This window comes from Mucilaginibacter sp. GW821-FHT07H05 (assembly GCF_059418485.1).
The window spans coordinates 144,732-163,116 of the sequence record NZ_JBWKPY010000004.1 but is presented as its reverse complement, the minus strand read 5'-3'; the positions used below and the strand labels follow the sequence as shown (position 1 = coordinate 163,116).

The window sequence follows — 18,385 nt, the reverse complement described above, 5'->3', positions numbered from 1 at the left end:
ATGAAGTGACTCAGAGTGGGTTAGCAACAACCGGCCCTCGCTACCCGGCATTGCCATTAACGCAGGCACAAACTGGTACAGTACGAAAAGGAAATTTATATTTGATGGTATAATCGCCTATGCAATTGTTTCGCCATAAAACATACTTGATTTTATTTATTTTGCTGATACACCTGCGGGTTTACGCGCAGGCTCCGATAACGCTTTCGAATGAAAAGGCCACCGGCGAGGCGAAGGCTTTATACCAATACCTGCAGGCTATGCGGGGTAAAAAGGTGCTGTCGGGGCAAATGGTTTCCAATTTCGGGCAGATGGATGAACTGAAATACATCTACGATGTAACCGGCAAGCAACCTGCCATCTGTGGACTGGACCTGATTGATAGCAGTAAAAACCAGGACGAGATAGCGTTTGCTAAAGAATGGTGGAAAAAGGGCGGTATACCCACCATTATGTGGCACTGGGGCGCGCCGGGCATAGGAAGCGGCTACGAGAACTCGAAGAAAGCGATTGATATTGACAAATGCTTTGAACAGGGCACCCCCGAGTATAAAGCCTTCTGGAAGGAACTGGATGAAAAAGCCAAATTGCTGAAGAAACTTAAGCGGGCGCGTATCCCGGTATTATGGCGGCCATTTCACGAGTTAAACGGCGATTGGTTTTGGTGGAGCAAACAGGGCCCCGAAAAGTTTAAGCGTTTGTGGATCACCATGTATAACTATTACGTACATAAAAAGAAACTGAATAACCTGATATGGGTACTTTGCTATACCGGCAAACCCGATAGCGCCTGGTACCCCGGCCACCAATACGTGGATATTGCCGGCGCCGATACCTATGATGATAACAGCCCACACCTGGCTATGTATAATCAGGTACATCATATAGTGGGCGATGCCATGCCGATAGCCTTGCATGAGTGTGCTACCCCGCCTGATCCCGACCAGACCCTGGCCCGGGGTGCAAACTGGGCCTGGTGGATGGTGTGGCATACCAGCTATATTGCCAAAGTAGATAAGGATTACCTGAAATATGTTTACCAGCACAACGAGGTGATCACCCTGGATGAAGTGCCGGATATGGTGAAGCTATACGGCCCGCGCCATTCGTTTTGGTATCGTTTAATACACTGGTGAAAAATATTTTAAAGAATTTCTTTATTTTATAAAAATAATGTGTATCATTGTGCCATGAAAACAACAGCAATACTTTGTCCTATACCCCAACTGATTTATCAGAGAGGATAGGCTATGTATTGAATTATATAAACAAAATACTTAAATCCTCTTAGATAAATGCTAAGGGGATTTTTTGTTTTAGAGACATTTTTCAGGGTAGTATATCAATTGGATGAGATTACTCCGTTTGGAACGGAGAGGTTCCCGGTTCGAGTCCGGGTTACCCTACTTTGGTGAAGGAAATATAGCTCAATGGTTAGAGTAACACCCTTATACGGTGACGGTTAAAGGTTCAAGTCCTTTTATTTCCACATAAAATGGTCGGTTGCCCGAGTGGTTTAAGGGAGTCCTCTGCAAAAGGAATGTCCGCAAGTTCGAATCTTGTACCGACCTCAATATTTTCCTGTGGTGCAACGGTAGCACGCCTGATTTTGGTTCAGCAGATCGTGGTTCGAATCCATGCAGGAAAACCATGATTAATGTAGCAGCCGATGGTTGCATTACTGTTGATTTTGATTTTAACCCGATAGTGAGCGGGTAGGGGAAGTTGTGTTTTTGATAAAGATATTTCTTTATTTTGGAAATGCGTCAGCAGGATATTCAGCTATTAAGAGATCATCCTTTGTCGCAAATAACCACCCAAAACAGATGCCGGCGCGAAGATGAACATCGCAAATAACTGCGTCCAATGGTGACCTGCAGCGGTAAACATCGAAATTGTCGCCAGCAGGAACATCACAAGGGCCAGCAGATAATTCAGCCCGAGCGTTGCTTGTTTTACAATCAGTTGCAAAACTAATCCTGCTATGATAGCAAAGAATACGCCGTAAATAATAGTGATCACTTTAAAACTGAGCGATGCATCCTGGTGCGGGTGCTGCCCGGTTAAAGTAAATAATAAAACCGAGCTGATGGCAAATATCATATACCCGGCTATAACTGCTAAAATTTTCCTGGCCATTTGTGATAACTAATTGATACAAATATCCGGTTTACCATAACAACGGGCTTCTTTAAAATTGCTGTTGTTTGGTTTGCTTTTAGCGCGGCCGTTTATTATTGCGTAAAGATCAGGCAAGGATATCTTAAGCAGTTTGCTTAAAAAAATAATGGGCCGTGACTGCTGCCAAATGGAAATTTATTAACCCTGCCATGCAGATGGTCGTGATGCGAATGGTCACGATACATTTTTTGATTGCGTGGCAGGTTCATCAGTAATTCAGGTTTAATAGCTTCAGTCTTGTCAGGCTGATCAACTATGGTAGTTTTTTTCTTCATGACGACTTCTCCTTTTAGGTTTTTGGGATGGTTATACTAAGTTACATACAATTGTTTTTATTTCAAATTGCTTTAAAAGAAAAATTTAAAGGTAATGGAAAGGCGCCTGACCGGGCAAAGGAACAACATCAAGCCAAAACAAAATTACACGGGTTGCTAAACTTCGCTCAGCAAATATTGTTAGCTTTATTATAAAAAGGAAGAATTATGGAAATCATACGCGGTGGTTCACAGCCTTCGGGAAAAGGCCCGGCCGAATATTTTACCGGGCAGGTACGGATCGATCCGCTTTTTACCCCGCCCGATCCGGCGCGTGTGGCCATGGCGCTGGTTACTTTTGAGCCAGGCGCCCGTACCGCCTGGCATACGCATCCGCTGGGGCAAACGCTTATTGTTACCGCAGGCTGCGGCCGGGCGCAACGCGAAGGCGGCTCTGTCGAGGAGATCAGGCAGGGAGATGTAGTGTGGTTTGCCCCTGGCGAAAAACATTGGCACGGCGCTGCCCCCGGTACGGCCATGAGCCATATCGCTATCCAGGAAAAATTAAATGGCTCGCCTGTGGATTGGATGGAACAGGTAAGCGACGAAGCATACAGCAGTTTCCATCAGTAAGAAGAATAGCCTACTTAATTCAACTGTGTATTAACGTATAAATGATATTTATGATAAATCATCCACTTATTAATTGTAAAAATTAAGATTATTATTAACTTGCCATACAATTATAAACCACTATTCTATAGCCAGGGATAGTTATCGCTCAAATTTTACTGATATACGTTGTAAATATTATTTTTCTAATATATTTATAAATGTATATCAGACATTTAAACCTAAGGCCATCTTAGGTAATACAATTTGACATAGCCATCAGAATATATAATATGAGGATAAACTTTACTTACTATAAGTTGAAACATCAATTCGTCACCTTACTATTGGTGGTGCCTTTATTATTTATGCTTTTGCAAGGTAAAGCGGCTGATAAAGTACCTATAGAGTATTTGAATATTGATAATGGCCTCTCCAATAATTCGGTAACCTCCATATTTCAGGACCATTATGGGTTTATGTGGTTTGGTACTTACGATGGGTTGAACCGTTATGATGGTTACAGCTTTAAGATCTTTAAAAACCACTGGGGCGATGAGGGTTCGCTGATCAATAACCATATCATCTGCATTGCCGAAGATCACGATAACCGGATATGGGTAGGCACCGAAAAGGGAGTTGTTTATTATAACTATTCCGATTCTAAAATTTACCCGGTATATTATCGCCCTGTTAATCAACCCCAATTAAGGAGGGTAGTTTCGCGCATTAACAGCCTGGTTACCGATGCAGATGGCAACCTGTACGTGGCTACCGAAGAAAATGGCCTGCTGATATGTAAAAAGGGCAGCAAAGTTTGCGAACAGGTAATAAGCCGCGACGATACAACAGCTTTCAATATTCAAAAGCTGCTGGTCGACAATAAGGGCAGGCTATGGGTTTTTGTTAACGGCTTAGGTTTATGCCGCTACAACGCTGCCCTGCATAAAACAACGCTGGTTAGTACCCAAATAAAAGGAGTAAATTGCCTTGCATCTGATACCCGCAGCGCTTTTATATGGATAGGGACCGAAAGTGGGCTGTTTAAATATGATGTTGCTCAAAACAAGTTTATTAATTTAAATACCGCTGGTTATAAACTAACCAGCAAAAATATTATGCACCTGCATTTGGATAAGCAGGAACAGCTTTGGATAGCGACAGATGGCGGCGGCGTAAATATCCTCGATCCGGCTACGGGCAAAGTGAACTATATACTCCCAGGCGAACAAAAAGGGGCGTTAAGCAGCGGATCTGTTTATGATATTTACGAGGATAGCGACGCCCGCAAATGGATAGCCACCCTGCGGGGGGGATTAAACATTATCGACTATAAAAATCATCAGTTTAAATCCATCACGCACGATCCGCAGAATAAAAACAGCCTGATCAATAACTTCACACGTTCGTTTTGTGAGGATGCCGACAGGAATATATGGATAGGCACTGCAGGTGGCGGACTTAGTTTTTGGAATACCAAACTAAACACTTACACTAATTACACCCATAACGAAGCCGACCCCAGGTCCTTAAGCAGCGATTTTGTGATGAGCATAGTCAGTGATCATCAAAACAATATCTGGATAGCTACTTTTAATGGCGGTATTAACCTGTTTGATAAAAGCACCCATACTTTTAAGCACTATAGCTGTTATAATACCTATACCAGGGGCGAAGACCGGAACTCCTGGCGCTTGTTCCTGGATAGTCATTTTAATTTATGGGCATCGGCTACACGCGGCGGGGCCTTATACCGCTACAACCAAACTCAGGATAAATTTGAACTGTTTGACCATCATCTCACCAATATCAACAGTTTTTGGGAAGATAAAACCGGTACACTATGGGCCGGTACCAATAGCGAATTGGTGCGGATAGATGTTAAAAACAAACGGCACCGGGTTACGCGCATCAACTCGGCTATTTATGCGCTTCATGAGGATAAACACGGCGATTTTTGGGTAGGCACCGATGGTGGGGGACTATTACTGTTTAACCGCAGGGACGAAACTTTTACCCGTTATACCGAAACCGAAGGATTAAGCGATAATGCCGTAATTAATATATTGGAAGATAATGCCGGTTTCTTGTGGTTAAGTACCTATAATGGCATCTCCAAATTTAATCCGCGGGCAAAAACCTTTAAGAACTATTATGCCAGCGATGGTTTGCAAAGCAACCAATTTAATTATAACGCGGCCTTAAAACTAAAATCGGGCGAGTTTTTATTTGGGGGGATAAAAGGCTTTAACCGCTTTAACCCCGATAGTGTGCAAACCAGCGTAAGCGCCCCTAAGGTTTTTTTAACCGGTTTCAGGGTTAATAATGTGGCTATTGAGCAAGACCCCCATTATAAGGGCAAAGGCGCTATTAACCTGGAAAGTATTACCATCCCTTACGATAAAGCGGTTATCTCTGTTGATTTTGTAGCGGTAGAATACTCCTTTCCCGATAAAATAACCTACGCTTATTACCTGGAAAACTGGGACCATGTGTGGAATAATTCGGGTAAGGTAAAAATTGCCAATTACTCGCGCCTTAACGAGGGGCATTATGTATTGCGCATTAAATCAACCAACTCGGATGGGGTTTGGAGTAATAACCAGCGGGTAGTATATATTACCGTTTTACCCCCCTGGTACCGCACCTGGTGGGCCTGGGGTATTTATATTGTACTGGCAATTGCCCTGGTTTATTACTATCTGTTATACAAGGCAAGGCAAACCAAGCTAAAGCACGAAATTGAGATAGCCTATATTAAAGCTGATAAGGAAAAGGAACTGAACGAAAAGAAACTGGCCTTTTTCACCAATATCTCGCACGAGTTCCGTACGCCGCTTACGCTGATCATTAACCCTATAAAAGATATGCTGAACAGCAGCAAAAATAATGCTGCCGATAGCGACCTGAACATTGTTTACCGCAATGCCCGCCGCTTATTGAGTTTGGTAGACCAGCTATTATTATTTAGGAAAACCGAAAGCGAGAACGACCGGCTGAAGATTGTTAAGCTTAACTTCGCGCACCTCTGTCACGAAGTTTATTTATGCTTTACCCACCAGGCTAAAATTAAGAATATTGATTACGTGTTTGAATGCGATACCGATTACATTGAACTGTATGCCGACAGGGAAAAAATTGAGATAGCCCTGTTTAACCTGGTATCAAACGCGTTGAAATTTACACCTGATGGGGGCAGCGTAAGTTTAAGTATTGATGAGCAGGATGAAGAAATTACAGTATCTGTTACAGATACCGGCTGCGGTATCCCCGAGAGTATAGGCGACCGCTTGTTCGAGAAATTTTACAAGGCACAAAACAGATCGGCCGTGAAAACCGGGTTTGGGATTGGCTTATATCTTGTAAAAAACTTTGTGGATAATCATAATGGGCAGATCACTTATGAGAGTACATCCGCAGGGACCGCCTTTATTATTAAGCTAAAAAAAGGAAAGGCCCATTTTGGGACCAACCTGATTTTTGAAGACATTACCGATGGATCCATCTACCTGGAAGAACTGATTGAGGAACTACCGGCAAAGGTGGATAACGACAATGAACTGATATTGCTGGATATGATGATATCCGACCAGCAAAGCATGCTGATTATTGATGATAACGCGGAAATACGCGAGTATATTAAGCGTATTTTTAAATCGCATTATAAGCTTTATGAAGCCAGCAACGGCGAGGATGGCTTTAAAATGATCAAGGATTTCCTGCCGGATATTGTAATCAGCGATGTAGTGATGCAGGGGATAACCGGTATTGAACTTTGTAAACTGATTAAGGATGATACTTCGCTTAACCATATCCCGGTTATTTTATTAACCGCCAATTTAACCCCCGACATTAAACTGCAGGGTATCGAGGTTGGGGCTTACGATTGTATCAGCAAGCCGTTTGAAAAAGAATTGCTGATGGCGCGCATCAGCACTATCTTAAAGAACAGGGTTAACCTGCAAAAGTATTTTTATAACGAGATTACCCTGCAATCCAACAACCTTAAAATATCCGAAGAGTATAAGGATTTCCTCAATAAGTGCATAGCCGTGGTAGAGGATTACCTGAACGATGACGACTTTAATATCAAAATACTGGCATCAGAACTGGGTATGAGCCACTCTAATCTTTATAAAAAGGTGAAATCAATATCCGGCCAGTCGGTTAACGGTTTTGTGCGGTTTATCCGCCTGCGTAAAGCGGCCGAATTGCTGATCAATACCAATTGTAATGTGAACGAGGCCGCCTACCGTGTAGGCCTCAACGATATCAAATATTTCAGAGAACAATTCCATAAACTTTTCGGCATAAACCCTTCCGAATTTATTAAAAAGCACCGGGTTGCATTCCATAAACATTACCTGCTTGATGATCAGATAGGTAACGGTAAAGACTAAGGTTTGCAAGAACGTCTGCATTATTAATGGGCAATCATGTGTAAACATGGTTATCTTTTTTCGCACATCATATTTTTAGAGCTAAGATCAGCGGCTTTGTCTGATAAAAATTTTACCAGGGAAAATTGTCCTAAAATCAAGTACACCCAAAACTGCTTGTTTTTTAGCTGATTTTACCTATTTACCCCCCTTGATATTATGATTTTGCCCCCTACGGACATGGGGTAATACCACGTACTTAGCTTTTACCAATTACGCTATTTTATTAACTAAATCATCAATAAACATGAATTACAAACCAGTGATCAAGAATTCCGCGTGGAGTATCCCCGCTAAACCTGATGGTTAAACATTACCTGATAATGCTAAACCAAACAAAAAAAACCAACCTATAAATTTTATTTAAACCTGAGAAAATGAAAAAAAGATTTACTGAAAAAATTAATTGCGTTTTGAGTGCGTTGTTATTGTGTTTGCTATTGGCAACCATTACCGGCAACGCTTCGGCACAAAACGATGTTACTGTAAAAGGGCATGTAACAGACAGCAAGGGGCTGCTACTGCCGGGTGTAAGTGTTAAACTTGTTGGCACTAACCAGGGCACCGTAACCGATGTAAGCGGGGCTTACAAAATAACGGCATCCAAAACCAGTCGCCTGCAATTCTCATTTATTGGCTACGTCACTAAAACCGAAGAGATAGGCAATCGTACGCAAATTGATATAGTACTTGCCGACGATGCCAGCAAAGCGTTAAACGAAGTAGTAGTAGTAGGTTACGGTACACAAAAACGTACCGACGTAACCGGTTCGGTAACATCGGTGCCTAAGGCGCGTTTGTCTGAACTGCCGGTTACCAACGTATTGCAGGCGCTGGAGGGCGCTGTTGCCGGTGTAACTATCACCACCACATCTTCTGTACCAGGTGCCCAACCTGGCGCTTTGGTAAGGGGACAAAACTCCATTACAGCAGGTACAGGTCCGTACGTGGTGGTTGACGGGATCCCGCTAAGCAAAACAGGCGGATCGTTAAACGATATCAACCCTAACGATATCGCATCAATGGAGATCTTAAAGGATGCATCAGCCGTGGCTATCTATGGTACCAACGGGTCAAACGGTGTAATACTAATCACCACTAAACGCGGTACTATGGGCAAACCCGTTATCCGCTACAATGGTTACGCAGGCTTAGAGAACCTGGGCCATATTTTAGCCCCGCGCGATCCTGCATCCTTCACCCAAAAATACCTGGACTATTTATCGCAAAATAAATTGACACAGCAGTTTCCCGAGCCGGTATTTAATACTGCGGAAAGGGCTAACTATGCTGCCGGCCGCACCATTGACTGGGTTAAAGAGGTTACCCAGCAAGGTATCATGCAGGATCATAACATCAGCATTAACGGCGGTACGCCCGATGTTAAGTATTTTGTTTCGGGCGATTACATGAAACAAAAAGGTGTAATAAAAGGGTATCAGTACAACAGGGTAAACATACGCTCGAACATTGACGTTAATGTAACCGATTTTTTAACTATTGGTGCTACTACATTCTTTGTTAACAACAATTACGATGGTGGCAGGGCGCATTTGCTTTTTGCTACCGCGATGAGCCCTTACGGTAACGAGTATAATGCCGATGGCACTTATACTATTTATCCCCAACTGGCCGAGCAATTATACACTAACCCCTTACTGGGTTTAAAAACCGACCAGTTAAGCCGTAGCGTTAACGCAAACGGTAACGGCTACGCCGAACTAAAATTTGGCGGCGTACTAAAGGGTTTAAAATACCGCTTAAACGCTGGTTATACCTATTTGCCAACACGCACCGGCAGCTATAGTGGCCGTTTGGCTAATACACCTTTGGGCGCAGCAAGTACCAGCAATTCTGAAACCACCGCGTTTACATTAGAGAACCTGTTGTTTTACACCAGGGAATTTGGTAAAAACCGTATCGACTTTACAGGTTTATACAGCGCGCAACGTCGCAGATACTTTACAGCAACCGCATCAGGTACAGGTTATTTTAATGATGAATTATCATACAATAACATTGGCGCGGGTTCAACACTAAGTGCTTCCTCTTTTTCGGATAGGTATGCTGCAAACTCGCAAATGGCGCGTTTAAATTATGGTTATGATAGCCGTTACCTGTTCACATTCACTACCCGTCGCGATGGTTCATCGGTGTTTGGCGCCAATACCAGTAAGTATGGTGTATTCCCTGTAGGTGCCTTAGCCTGGAATGTGAGTAACGAGAAATTCCTGAAAAACTCAAAATATATCGATAACCTTAAATTGAGGGTTTCTTATGGTAAAACCGGTAACGAAGCGGTATCAGTATATCGTACAATTACTACTGATGGTACACTGCGCTTTCCATTTAATGGCATCAGCTATATCGGTGTGCAAGCCAGTAACCTGGGTAACAGTAACCTGCACTGGGAAGAAACCCTGGGCACAAACTTAGGTGTTGATTTTTCACTGTTTAAAAGCCGCATCAGCGGTAGTATCGATCTGTACAGTACCAAAACTTCTGGCTTGTTGTTAAACAGGGCATTACCTACCGTAACCGGTTACAACCAGGTGTTGTTTAATATTGGTAAAGTAGCTAATAAGGGTATAGAGCTTACGCTGAACACACGCAACTTTGTTGAAAAAGACTTTAAGTGGGAAAGCATGATTGTGTTTGCTGCTAACAGGAACAAAATTGTTGACCTATATGGCGATGGACTTGACGATGTTGGTAACCGCTGGTTTATTGGCAAACCTATTAGTGTAATATACGATTACAAAATGACTGGTGTTTGGCAAACAGGCGAAGACGCATCTAAACAAGATCCCGGCGCAAAACCAGGCGATTTGAAATTTGCAGATACAAACGGCGATGGAAAAATAACTGCCGATGACCGTGTGATACAAGGCCAAACCACACCAAGGTGGACAGGTGGTTTAACCAACACTTTCCATTACAAAAACATTAACCTGAGTGTATTTATCCAAACAGCGCAAGGCCAGTTGAAAAATAATCCGGATTATAACTACGCTGACGAAGCCGGACGCCGTAATACCCCTGCCGAAATTGGTTACTGGACCCCAACTAACAACAGTAATGAGTTCCAGTCGTTATCCTATACCAATACCCGCGGTTATGGTTATGTGCACGATGCCAGCTATACCCGTATTAAGGACATTACTTTGAGCTACGTGTTCTCTCCAAAAACGTTAGAGAAAATACACCTGGCTGGTTTAACCGTGTATGCGAGCGGCCGTAACCTTAAAACATTTACCAATTGGATAGGCTGGGATCCCGAGAACAACTATTCAACCAGGGGATCAGGCGATTTTGCCAATAACTACCCGGTAACACGCACATTTGTATTAGGTGTAAATGTTTCATTAAAATAATTGATAAACACAAAGACATGAAAAAGTATTCAACAATATTAGTTTCCATATCGGTGTTAATGGTGGTATTTGCATCCTGTAAAAAAAGTTTCCTGGATGAAAAACCGTATTCATCATATACGCCAATTACCCTTACCGATTCGCTTGGTTTGGAAGCATCAGCCATCGGTTTATATAACCTTGAAACAAGCTTTTTAGCTTATTCGGGTCCGCAAGGATGGCCAAGTGTATGGCAGGTTGGTACCGATGTAGCCAATGCTACCGCGCAGCAACAAGGTATTGAAGTGCCATACTATAATTATGCCACTTTAACGCCAACAGATGGCGCTGCTTCCTTCACCTGGAGTAAATATTATGCTATTATAAACAACGCCAACATCATCATTGATGCTACCGAATCGGCATCAGCCAAAATAGGGCCGGTTGGTAAAACACAGGTAGCAGCCGAAGCCAAGTATTTTAGGGCCTATGCCTATCATCAATTAGCTACACTTTTTGGAGCCGTTCCGTTAATTACACATGCCCTTACTTCGCCTAAAATTGATTTTACGCGTACTCCGCTTGATGATGTTAACGCGCAAATAGTAAGCGATTTAACTTATGCCAGTGCCAACCTTGCCGATGTAGGCGCTGTTGGGGCAAAAGTAAATTCGCAGGGTAAACCTATTGGCAGGGCCAATAAATATATGGCCATGCAGTTATTAGCTGAAGTTTATTTACGCATGGGCAAAAATGACCTGGCCGAAACGCAGGCCCAGGCGGTAATCAACAGTAATAAATTTACCCTGGTAAAAACGCGCTTTGGTGTGCGTGCAGGTGGTGCCGGCGATTACTATTCGGATATATTTGTTTACGGTAACGAACGCCGCTCACAAGGTAACTCTGAGTCGATATGGGTATTAGAGCAGGAAAACCCAAGTTTAGTTGTGGGTGGTAGTATAGATGCGCCACAACAACGCCGCGTTTGGACTGCCGCTTATTATGCTGTTCCCGGTATGTTGCCTGTCGATTCGTTAGGTGGCCGTGGTATTGCCCGCTTACGTTTAAGCAACTGGGTAATTTATGGTTTATACCCAACCGGCGATATCCGTAACTCGCAATACAGTTTAAAGCGCCGTTATTATTATAACGATCCGGCCCAGCCAGCGCTATTAGGTAAGCCTGTTCCATACACCGGTGCCGATACATTATTCAGGATCTGCCCGTCAATTACCAAATGGGGTGCTTTTGATCCTAACGATACATTTGGTTTTGCTATGATCAAAGATTTTATGATGATGCGCTTAGGCGAAACTTACCTTTTATTAGCTGAAGCCCAATTTAAACAAGGCAAAACCGCCGCTGCTGCTACCAGCATCAACGCATTGCGTACGCGTGCCAATGCCCCGCAGGTAACAGCCGGGCAAATGACGCTCGACTTTATTTTGGATGAACGTGTCCGCGAACTGATAGGCGAAGAGAACCGCCGTTTGACACTGATGCGTACCGGTACCCTGGTTGACCGTGCAACCCGTTTAAATTCAAACGACGCGGTGCACCCAACTGTTGGTTTAACCAGTAAAAACCTTTTATTACCGATCCCGTTAAGCGAGATCCAGTTAAATAAGGATGCTGTTTTAACACAAAATCCGGGTTATTAATTAGCCGGTCAAAGGTCGGCGGCCAAATATTTGACCGCCGACCTTTTGATCATATCAACTTATATATGGCATTCCGGATGTTCCCCGACGGGTATTTCAAAATTATTGTAGTAATGGTTATGGCGCTAACCGGGCTGATGCCTGTGTATGCGCAAACCAGTGTGATCAGTGATAATGGCTGGGCCAATAATTCGGTCAATACGGTCATTTTTCGTAAAAACGCGCTGGTTACTTATCAAAATATGCAATATGCCGCTTATTATGATCATGATCAGTTTGTGGTGCTGGCTAAACGTACAACCGGCCAAAATAAATGGCAGGTAAAGCGTACAGCTTACCGGGGAGACGCTGCCGACGCGCATAAATCCATCAGTATAATGGTTGATGGAGCGGGGTATTTACACCTGGCCTGGGGGCAGCACAATAATGCTTTAAATTATGCAAAGGCGATTGGGCCGGGTTCGTTACAGTTAGGCGAAAAACTAAGCATGACCGGTGTTAAGGAAAATAAAGTAAGCTACCCCGAGTTTTACCGGCTGCCTGATGGCAACCTATTGTTTTTATACCGCGATGGCGGATCGGGCAATGGTAACCTGATGCTGAACAGATATAGTTTAAATACCCGGCAATGGACAAGCGTGCAGGATGGATTAATAGATGGAGAAGGGCAGCGCAACGCTTACTGGCAAATGGCTATTGACGCGCGCGGCGCTATTCACCTGTCGTGGGTATGGCGCGAAACGCCGGATGTAGCCAGCAACCATGATATGTGTTACGCCCGGTCTGTTGATGGTGGAAAAACCTGGCAAAAATCAACCGGGGAAAAATATCAGCTACCTATTAATGCAAGCAATGCCGAGTATGCCTGCAAAATACCACAGCATAGCGAGTTGATCAATCAAACATCCATGTTTGCCGACGCGGCAGGGCATCCGTTCATTGCTACTTACTGGCGCGAAGAAAACCAAACGGTGCCACAGTATCATTTGGTATACCATACCAATAACGGCTGGAAGGTAAACAACCTTTCATTTCGTAAAACGTCTTTTAGCTTAAGCGGCGCGGGGACTAAAAGTATCCCGGTATCGCGCCCGCAAATTATCGCCTGGAAAAATGGCAAAAAACAATCGGCCGCTTTTATTTTCAGGGATGCCGAGCGCGGTAACCAGGTATCGATAGCACAAAGCAGCGATATTACCGGCAATAACTGGAAGGTATCGGATATTTCAGCCAATCCCGTAGGTGCCTGGGAACCAACCTATGATACCGAATTATGGAAGCATAAACAAGTGCTGGATCTTTTTATCCAGGCTGTGATACAAATTGACGGTGAGGGTACCGGTAATATCAAACCGGAGCCTGTATCTGTGCTGGAATGGAAACCACAAACAATTAAAAATAATATCAAATAAACATGCGTAATAAAATTCTACTATCCTTTAGTTTAATTGTTTGTGTTTTAATGATGGATGCTGCAGCCATGGCGCAGCAAAAAAATACTTTCGTAACCGATAAAACGCTGTTGCGTACAATTGATCAAAACTTTATTGATGCAGGCCATCAATACCAATTGATAGCAAAAAGGCTGAAGCCTGCCGAGTTCCCTAAAACCTATCACCCGGAAAACGGGAAGTATGAGAATAGTAATTCAAGCTGGTGGTGCAGCGGCTTTTATCCGGGTACGCTGTTGTATCTTTATCAGCAAACGCATGATACCGCTTTATTATCCGAGGCCAACCGTATCCTTGGTGTGCTTAAAAAAGAGCAATACAATAAAACCACCCACGATTTGGGCTTTATGATGTATTGCAGTTTTGGCAACGCCTTAAAAATTGACCCGAAGCCCGAGGATAAACAAATCCTGATCAACAGTGCCAAATCACTGTCTACCCGTTTTAACCCTAAGGTTGGCTGTATCAAATCATGGGACTCTGCTAAACCCGAGTACATCGTTATTATTGATAATATGATGAACCTGGAGTTGTTGTTTTGGGCCACCCGTGTAACAGGCGATCCCAGCTATGCTAAAATCGCTGTCACGCATGCTAATACCACAATGAAAAACCACTTCAGGGCTAATTATAGCTCGTACCATGTAGTGGTATACAACCCGCAAACAGGGGCAGTGCAGGAGAAAAAAACCGCGCAGGGTTACGCTAACGAATCGGCCTGGGCGCGCGGGCAAGCCTGGGGTTTATATGGCTATACCCTGATGTATCGCGAAACAAAGAACAGGAAATATCTGGATCAGGCTAATCATATCGCCAATTTTATATTGAACAATCCCAATCTCCCGGCAGATAAAATACCATACTGGGATTTTAACGCGCCAAACATCCCCAACGCGCTGCGCGATGCATCGGCAGGTGCGGTTATCGCGTCGGCCTTGTTGGAATTGTGCCGTTACGCTGATAAAAAAGACGCGCAGGTTTACTTTAAAACCGCGCAAACTATACTCAAAAACCTGTCGGCGGCCCCTTATAAAGCAGCCCCCGGCACTAATGGTGGATTTATATTGCAACATAGTGTAGGCCATATCCCGCAAAAAACCGAAATTGACGTGCCGTTAACTTATGCCGACTACTATTTTGTTGAGGCCATGTTGCGCTATAAAAACATCAATAAACCGCGTGTATGAAAATAATGTCAGGGATGCTTTTAAAAAATATGGCCTTTATAGCAGGCTTAATTATACTGATAAGCATCGCTACCCATGCAAAGGCGCAACTGCAGGACATGAAACTGCTGAACGAGCCGATAGATATCAGTCCCGATTTTAAAGATTTTCATAACACGTATTACCTGGCCGATAGTTTGGCCGGTTTTGATCCGGCAACGGCCAGCGGCAAAATAGTGTATAAACGCTATCAGTACAAAACGCAGTTGGCATTTAACAACATCATGGGATTACTACAGGCGGTGCCTGCCAACGAATTTCCGTCTACCGAATACGCCGCGTCGCCGATGCTGCCTTTCTCCATCCAGTTTGTATCGGCACGCACGGTGCGTATCAGGGCCACTTCGGGCTTGCAGGTTAAACCTGATCAGGAATCATTGATGCTGGTAAACGGCACAGCTCCGGTTGATACCAAAAGCTGGAAATACAGCAAAGTGCCTGGCGGGCATCAATATACCAGCGCTTTCGGTTCGGTTACTATTTTAGTGAAACCATGGCATGTGGAATTTAGGGATGCTAAGGGCAAGTTGCTGACTAAAACTATTCACGATAAGGATAATGCCGGTGCTGATTTTACCCCGGTATTGCCATTCTCATACGTCCGCCGCGCGTCTGATTATTCGCGCAGTATGGCGGCCGCATTCTCCTTATCGCCCGGCGAAAAGATCTTTGGCTGCGGCGAGTCTTTTACCTCGTTTGATAAGCGCGGGCAAAAAGTAGTACTTTGGGCCGATGATGCCAACGGCGTGCAAAACGAAACCATGTACAAGCCTATCCCGTTTTTTATGAGCAATAGGGGCTATGGCATGTTTATGCATACGTCCACACCCATTACCTGCGATTTTGGCAAGTACTTCAGCGCCATAAACAGCCTGATGATAGGCGATGATGAGCTGGACCTGTTTGTGTTTTTGGGCGAACCGAAAGAGATCCTGAACGAATATACCAACCTAACTGGTAAAGCGGCCATGCCGCCGCTCTGGTCGTTCGGGTTTTGGATGAGCCGGATCACCTACCTGTCTGAAAAAGATGGGCGCGATGTAGCCGCCAAACTGCGCGAAAACCGGATCCCGGCCGATGTGATCCATTACGATACCGGCTGGTTCACTACCGACTGGCGTGTAGACTATAAATTTGCCCCCGACCGTTTTAACGATCCGGCAAAACTCATGGCCGATCTGAAAAAGGATGGCTTCCATGTATCACTTTGGCAATTACCCTATTTTACACCCAAAAATGTCTTTTTTAACGATCTGGTAAAAAACAACCTGGTCGTAAAGGATGCCAAAGGTAATTTGCCTTATGAGGATGCCGTGCTCGATTTTTCAAACCCGGCAACGGTAGCCTGGTACCAGGATAAAATTGCCAATTTGCTTAAATTAGGCGTAGGCGCCATTAAGGTTGATTTTGGCGAAGCCGCTCCAAATAATGGCCTGTACTACTCGGGCCGCACCGGTTTTTACGAGCATAATTTATACCCGTTGCGGTATAACAAAACGGTGGCCGATATTACTAAACAAATCACCGGCGATAACATCATTTGGGCGCGCAGCGCCTGGGCCGGCAGCCAGCGTTATCCCCTGCACTGGGGCGGCGATGCGGCTAATACCAATACAGCTATGGCTGCCGAATTACGCGGGGGACTGTCTTTTGGCCTGTCGGGCTTCGCGTTTTGGAGCCATGATATTGGCGGTTTTGTACGGAAATCGCCCGAGAATTTGTATGCCCGCTGGGCGGCGTTCGGGATGCTGTCATCACACAGCCGCAGCCATGGCGCCCCGCCTAAAGAGCCATGGGCTTACAGCGCCGACTTTTTAAATACATTCCGGGTAACCGACGAAATGCGTTATAAACTAATGCCTTACATTTACGCGCAGGCAAAAGACTGTACCGAACGCGGACTGCCCATGGTACGCGCGCTTTTTGTTGAATACCCGGACGATCCCGGCGCCTGGCTGGTTGACGATGAATACCTGTTTGGAGCAGACATGCTGGTAGCTCCGCTTTTTGAAGAAGTGAAAGAACGGGATGTTTACCTGCCAGGGGGCAAATGGATAGATTATCAAAGCGGCAAGGTTTACAGCCACGGCTGGAACAGGATTGGCGCGGGGGCTGTGCAGGCCGTTATATTGGTGAGGGAAGGCGCTGTTATACCGCATATTAAACTGGCGCAATCTACCATGCAAATGGATTGGTCGGCATTGGAGTTAACATCTTACGCCTTAAAAGGCGGAAAAGCCACCGGGTTAATTTGCTTGCCTGATGATAATATATTGCATCAAGTGGATATTGCTGGCGCAAAACTGGCTAAGGACCCATACGCGGGGAAGGTTAAATGGCAGGTTAAAAACTATGCACATGAGTAGTAGGATGAAGAAATTGTTATTGTTGATGGTGGTACTGACCACTTTGGGAATAGGCCGGGCAAACGGCCAGAATGATTACAAACTGGTATGGGCCGATGAATTTAATACCGACGGCCCGGTTGATACAACCAACTGGAAATTTGAAATCGGCTTTGTGCGTAACAACGAAAACCAATGGTTTCAGCGCGAAAATGTGTTTTGCGAAAAAGGGAATTTAATTATCGAGGCCCGGCGGACACACATACCTAACCCTAATTACGACGCTAATAGTACCGACTGGCGGAAAAACAGACCGTTTATTGATTATACATCGGGTTGTATAAAAACCGAAGGGAAAAAAAGCTGGAAATACGGACGCTTTGAAATGCGCGCCCGCATTAATACCAGTTTGGGTTTATGGCCGGCGTTTTGGACATTGGGTGATCAGGGCCAGTGGCCGGATAACGGAGAAATTGATATTATGGAATTTTATCGCGGAAAGCTGCTGGCTAATATTGCCATAGGTTCTGAAACTGCTTATAAACCGATATGGTTTAGTAAAGTTACCATGATTGATGAGTTTAAAGACCCCAACTGGTCGGCTAAATTTCATACCTGGCGTATGGATTGGGATGAACAAAAGATCAGTCTTTATGTAGACGACAAATTGCTGAACGAACAACCGATGCGTTTTTTACACAATCCCCGCACAGGGATTAACCCATTTGAGCAGCCACATTCCATATTGCTCAACTTATCCATAGGCGGCGATAACGGCGGCGACCCAGGCAATACCGTATTCCCCAACAGGTATGAGATAGATTATGTAAGGGTGTATCAAAAGGCAACTAATAAATAACTAT

The 18,385-nt window shown here is 44.3% G+C and carries 11 protein-coding genes and 4 tRNA genes; 13 read left to right on the top strand and 2 right to left on the bottom strand.

What is annotated here, in order from left to right:
- The first annotated feature begins 146 nt into the window (after positions 1-146).
- The 5 genes from AC07M6_RS11885 (at position 147) to AC07M6_RS11865 (ending at position 1,651) form a co-directional block, all read left to right on the top strand.
- Positions 147-1,136 (top strand): glycosyl hydrolase, encoded by a 990-nt coding sequence (locus AC07M6_RS11885; protein WP_494889627.1) that lies wholly within the window; start codon positions 147-149, stop codon positions 1,134-1,136.
- Between the two features lie 195 nt (positions 1,137-1,331).
- Positions 1,332-1,406 (top strand) — tRNA-Pro (locus AC07M6_RS11880).
- A gap of 10 nt (positions 1,407-1,416) precedes the next feature.
- Positions 1,417-1,489, top strand: a tRNA-Ile gene (locus AC07M6_RS11875).
- Between the two features lie 8 nt (positions 1,490-1,497).
- Positions 1,498-1,571 (top strand) — tRNA-Cys (locus tag AC07M6_RS11870).
- Between the two features lie 6 nt (positions 1,572-1,577).
- A tRNA-Gln gene (locus AC07M6_RS11865) sits at positions 1,578-1,651 on the top strand.
- A gap of 134 nt (positions 1,652-1,785) precedes the next feature.
- On the opposite strand, the gene AC07M6_RS11860 is transcribed toward AC07M6_RS11865, so the two are convergent.
- The gene (locus AC07M6_RS11860) at positions 1,786-2,139 is read right to left on the bottom strand and encodes a hypothetical protein (RefSeq protein WP_494889625.1); all 354 of its coding nucleotides are present in this window, start codon (positions 2,137-2,139) and stop codon (positions 1,786-1,788) included.
- 137 nt (positions 2,140-2,276) lie between these two features.
- Entirely contained in the window at positions 2,277-2,456 is a 180-nt protein-coding gene (locus tag AC07M6_RS11855) for a hypothetical protein (RefSeq protein WP_494889623.1), read from the bottom strand.
- A gap of 207 nt (positions 2,457-2,663) precedes the next feature.
- On the opposite strand from AC07M6_RS11855, the gene AC07M6_RS11850 reads away from it, so the two are divergent.
- The 8 genes from AC07M6_RS11850 (at position 2,664) to AC07M6_RS11815 (ending at position 18,381) form a co-directional block, all read left to right on the top strand.
- Positions 2,664-3,068 (top strand): (R)-mandelonitrile lyase, encoded by a 405-nt coding sequence (locus tag AC07M6_RS11850; RefSeq protein ID WP_494889621.1) that lies wholly within the window; start codon positions 2,664-2,666, stop codon positions 3,066-3,068.
- Between the two features lie 272 nt (positions 3,069-3,340).
- Positions 3,341-7,447: a hybrid sensor histidine kinase/response regulator transcription factor gene (locus tag AC07M6_RS11845; protein ID WP_494889619.1), complete on the top strand. Its 4,107-nt coding sequence runs from the start codon at positions 3,341-3,343 to the stop codon at positions 7,445-7,447.
- 416 nt (positions 7,448-7,863) lie between these two features.
- The gene (locus tag AC07M6_RS11840; protein WP_494889617.1) at positions 7,864-10,860 is read left to right on the top strand and encodes a SusC/RagA family TonB-linked outer membrane protein; all 2,997 of its coding nucleotides are present in this window, start codon (positions 7,864-7,866) and stop codon (positions 10,858-10,860) included.
- Positions 10,861-10,877: 17 nt separating this feature from the next.
- Positions 10,878-12,500, top strand: a complete 1,623-nt coding sequence (locus AC07M6_RS11835; RefSeq protein WP_494889615.1) for a RagB/SusD family nutrient uptake outer membrane protein — start codon at positions 10,878-10,880, stop codon at positions 12,498-12,500.
- Between the two features lie 65 nt (positions 12,501-12,565).
- Positions 12,566-13,912 carry a BNR repeat-containing protein gene (locus AC07M6_RS11830; RefSeq protein WP_494889613.1) on the top strand — a complete coding sequence of 449 codons (1,347 nt, stop codon included), beginning with the start codon at positions 12,566-12,568 and terminating at the stop codon, positions 13,910-13,912.
- A gap of 2 nt (positions 13,913-13,914) precedes the next feature.
- Positions 13,915-15,138 carry a glycoside hydrolase family 88 protein gene (locus AC07M6_RS11825; RefSeq protein WP_494889611.1) on the top strand — a complete coding sequence of 408 codons (1,224 nt, stop codon included), beginning with the start codon at positions 13,915-13,917 and terminating at the stop codon, positions 15,136-15,138.
- Positions 15,135-17,543 (top strand): glycoside hydrolase family 31 protein, encoded by a 2,409-nt coding sequence (locus AC07M6_RS11820; RefSeq protein WP_494889609.1) that lies wholly within the window; start codon positions 15,135-15,137, stop codon positions 17,541-17,543. The genes AC07M6_RS11825 and AC07M6_RS11820 overlap by 4 nt, the downstream gene beginning before the upstream one ends.
- Before the next feature lie 4 nt (positions 17,544-17,547).
- Positions 17,548-18,381 (top strand): glycoside hydrolase family 16 protein, encoded by an 834-nt coding sequence (locus AC07M6_RS11815; RefSeq protein WP_494889607.1) that lies wholly within the window; start codon positions 17,548-17,550, stop codon positions 18,379-18,381.
- Positions 18,382-18,385: the final 4 nt, after the last annotated feature.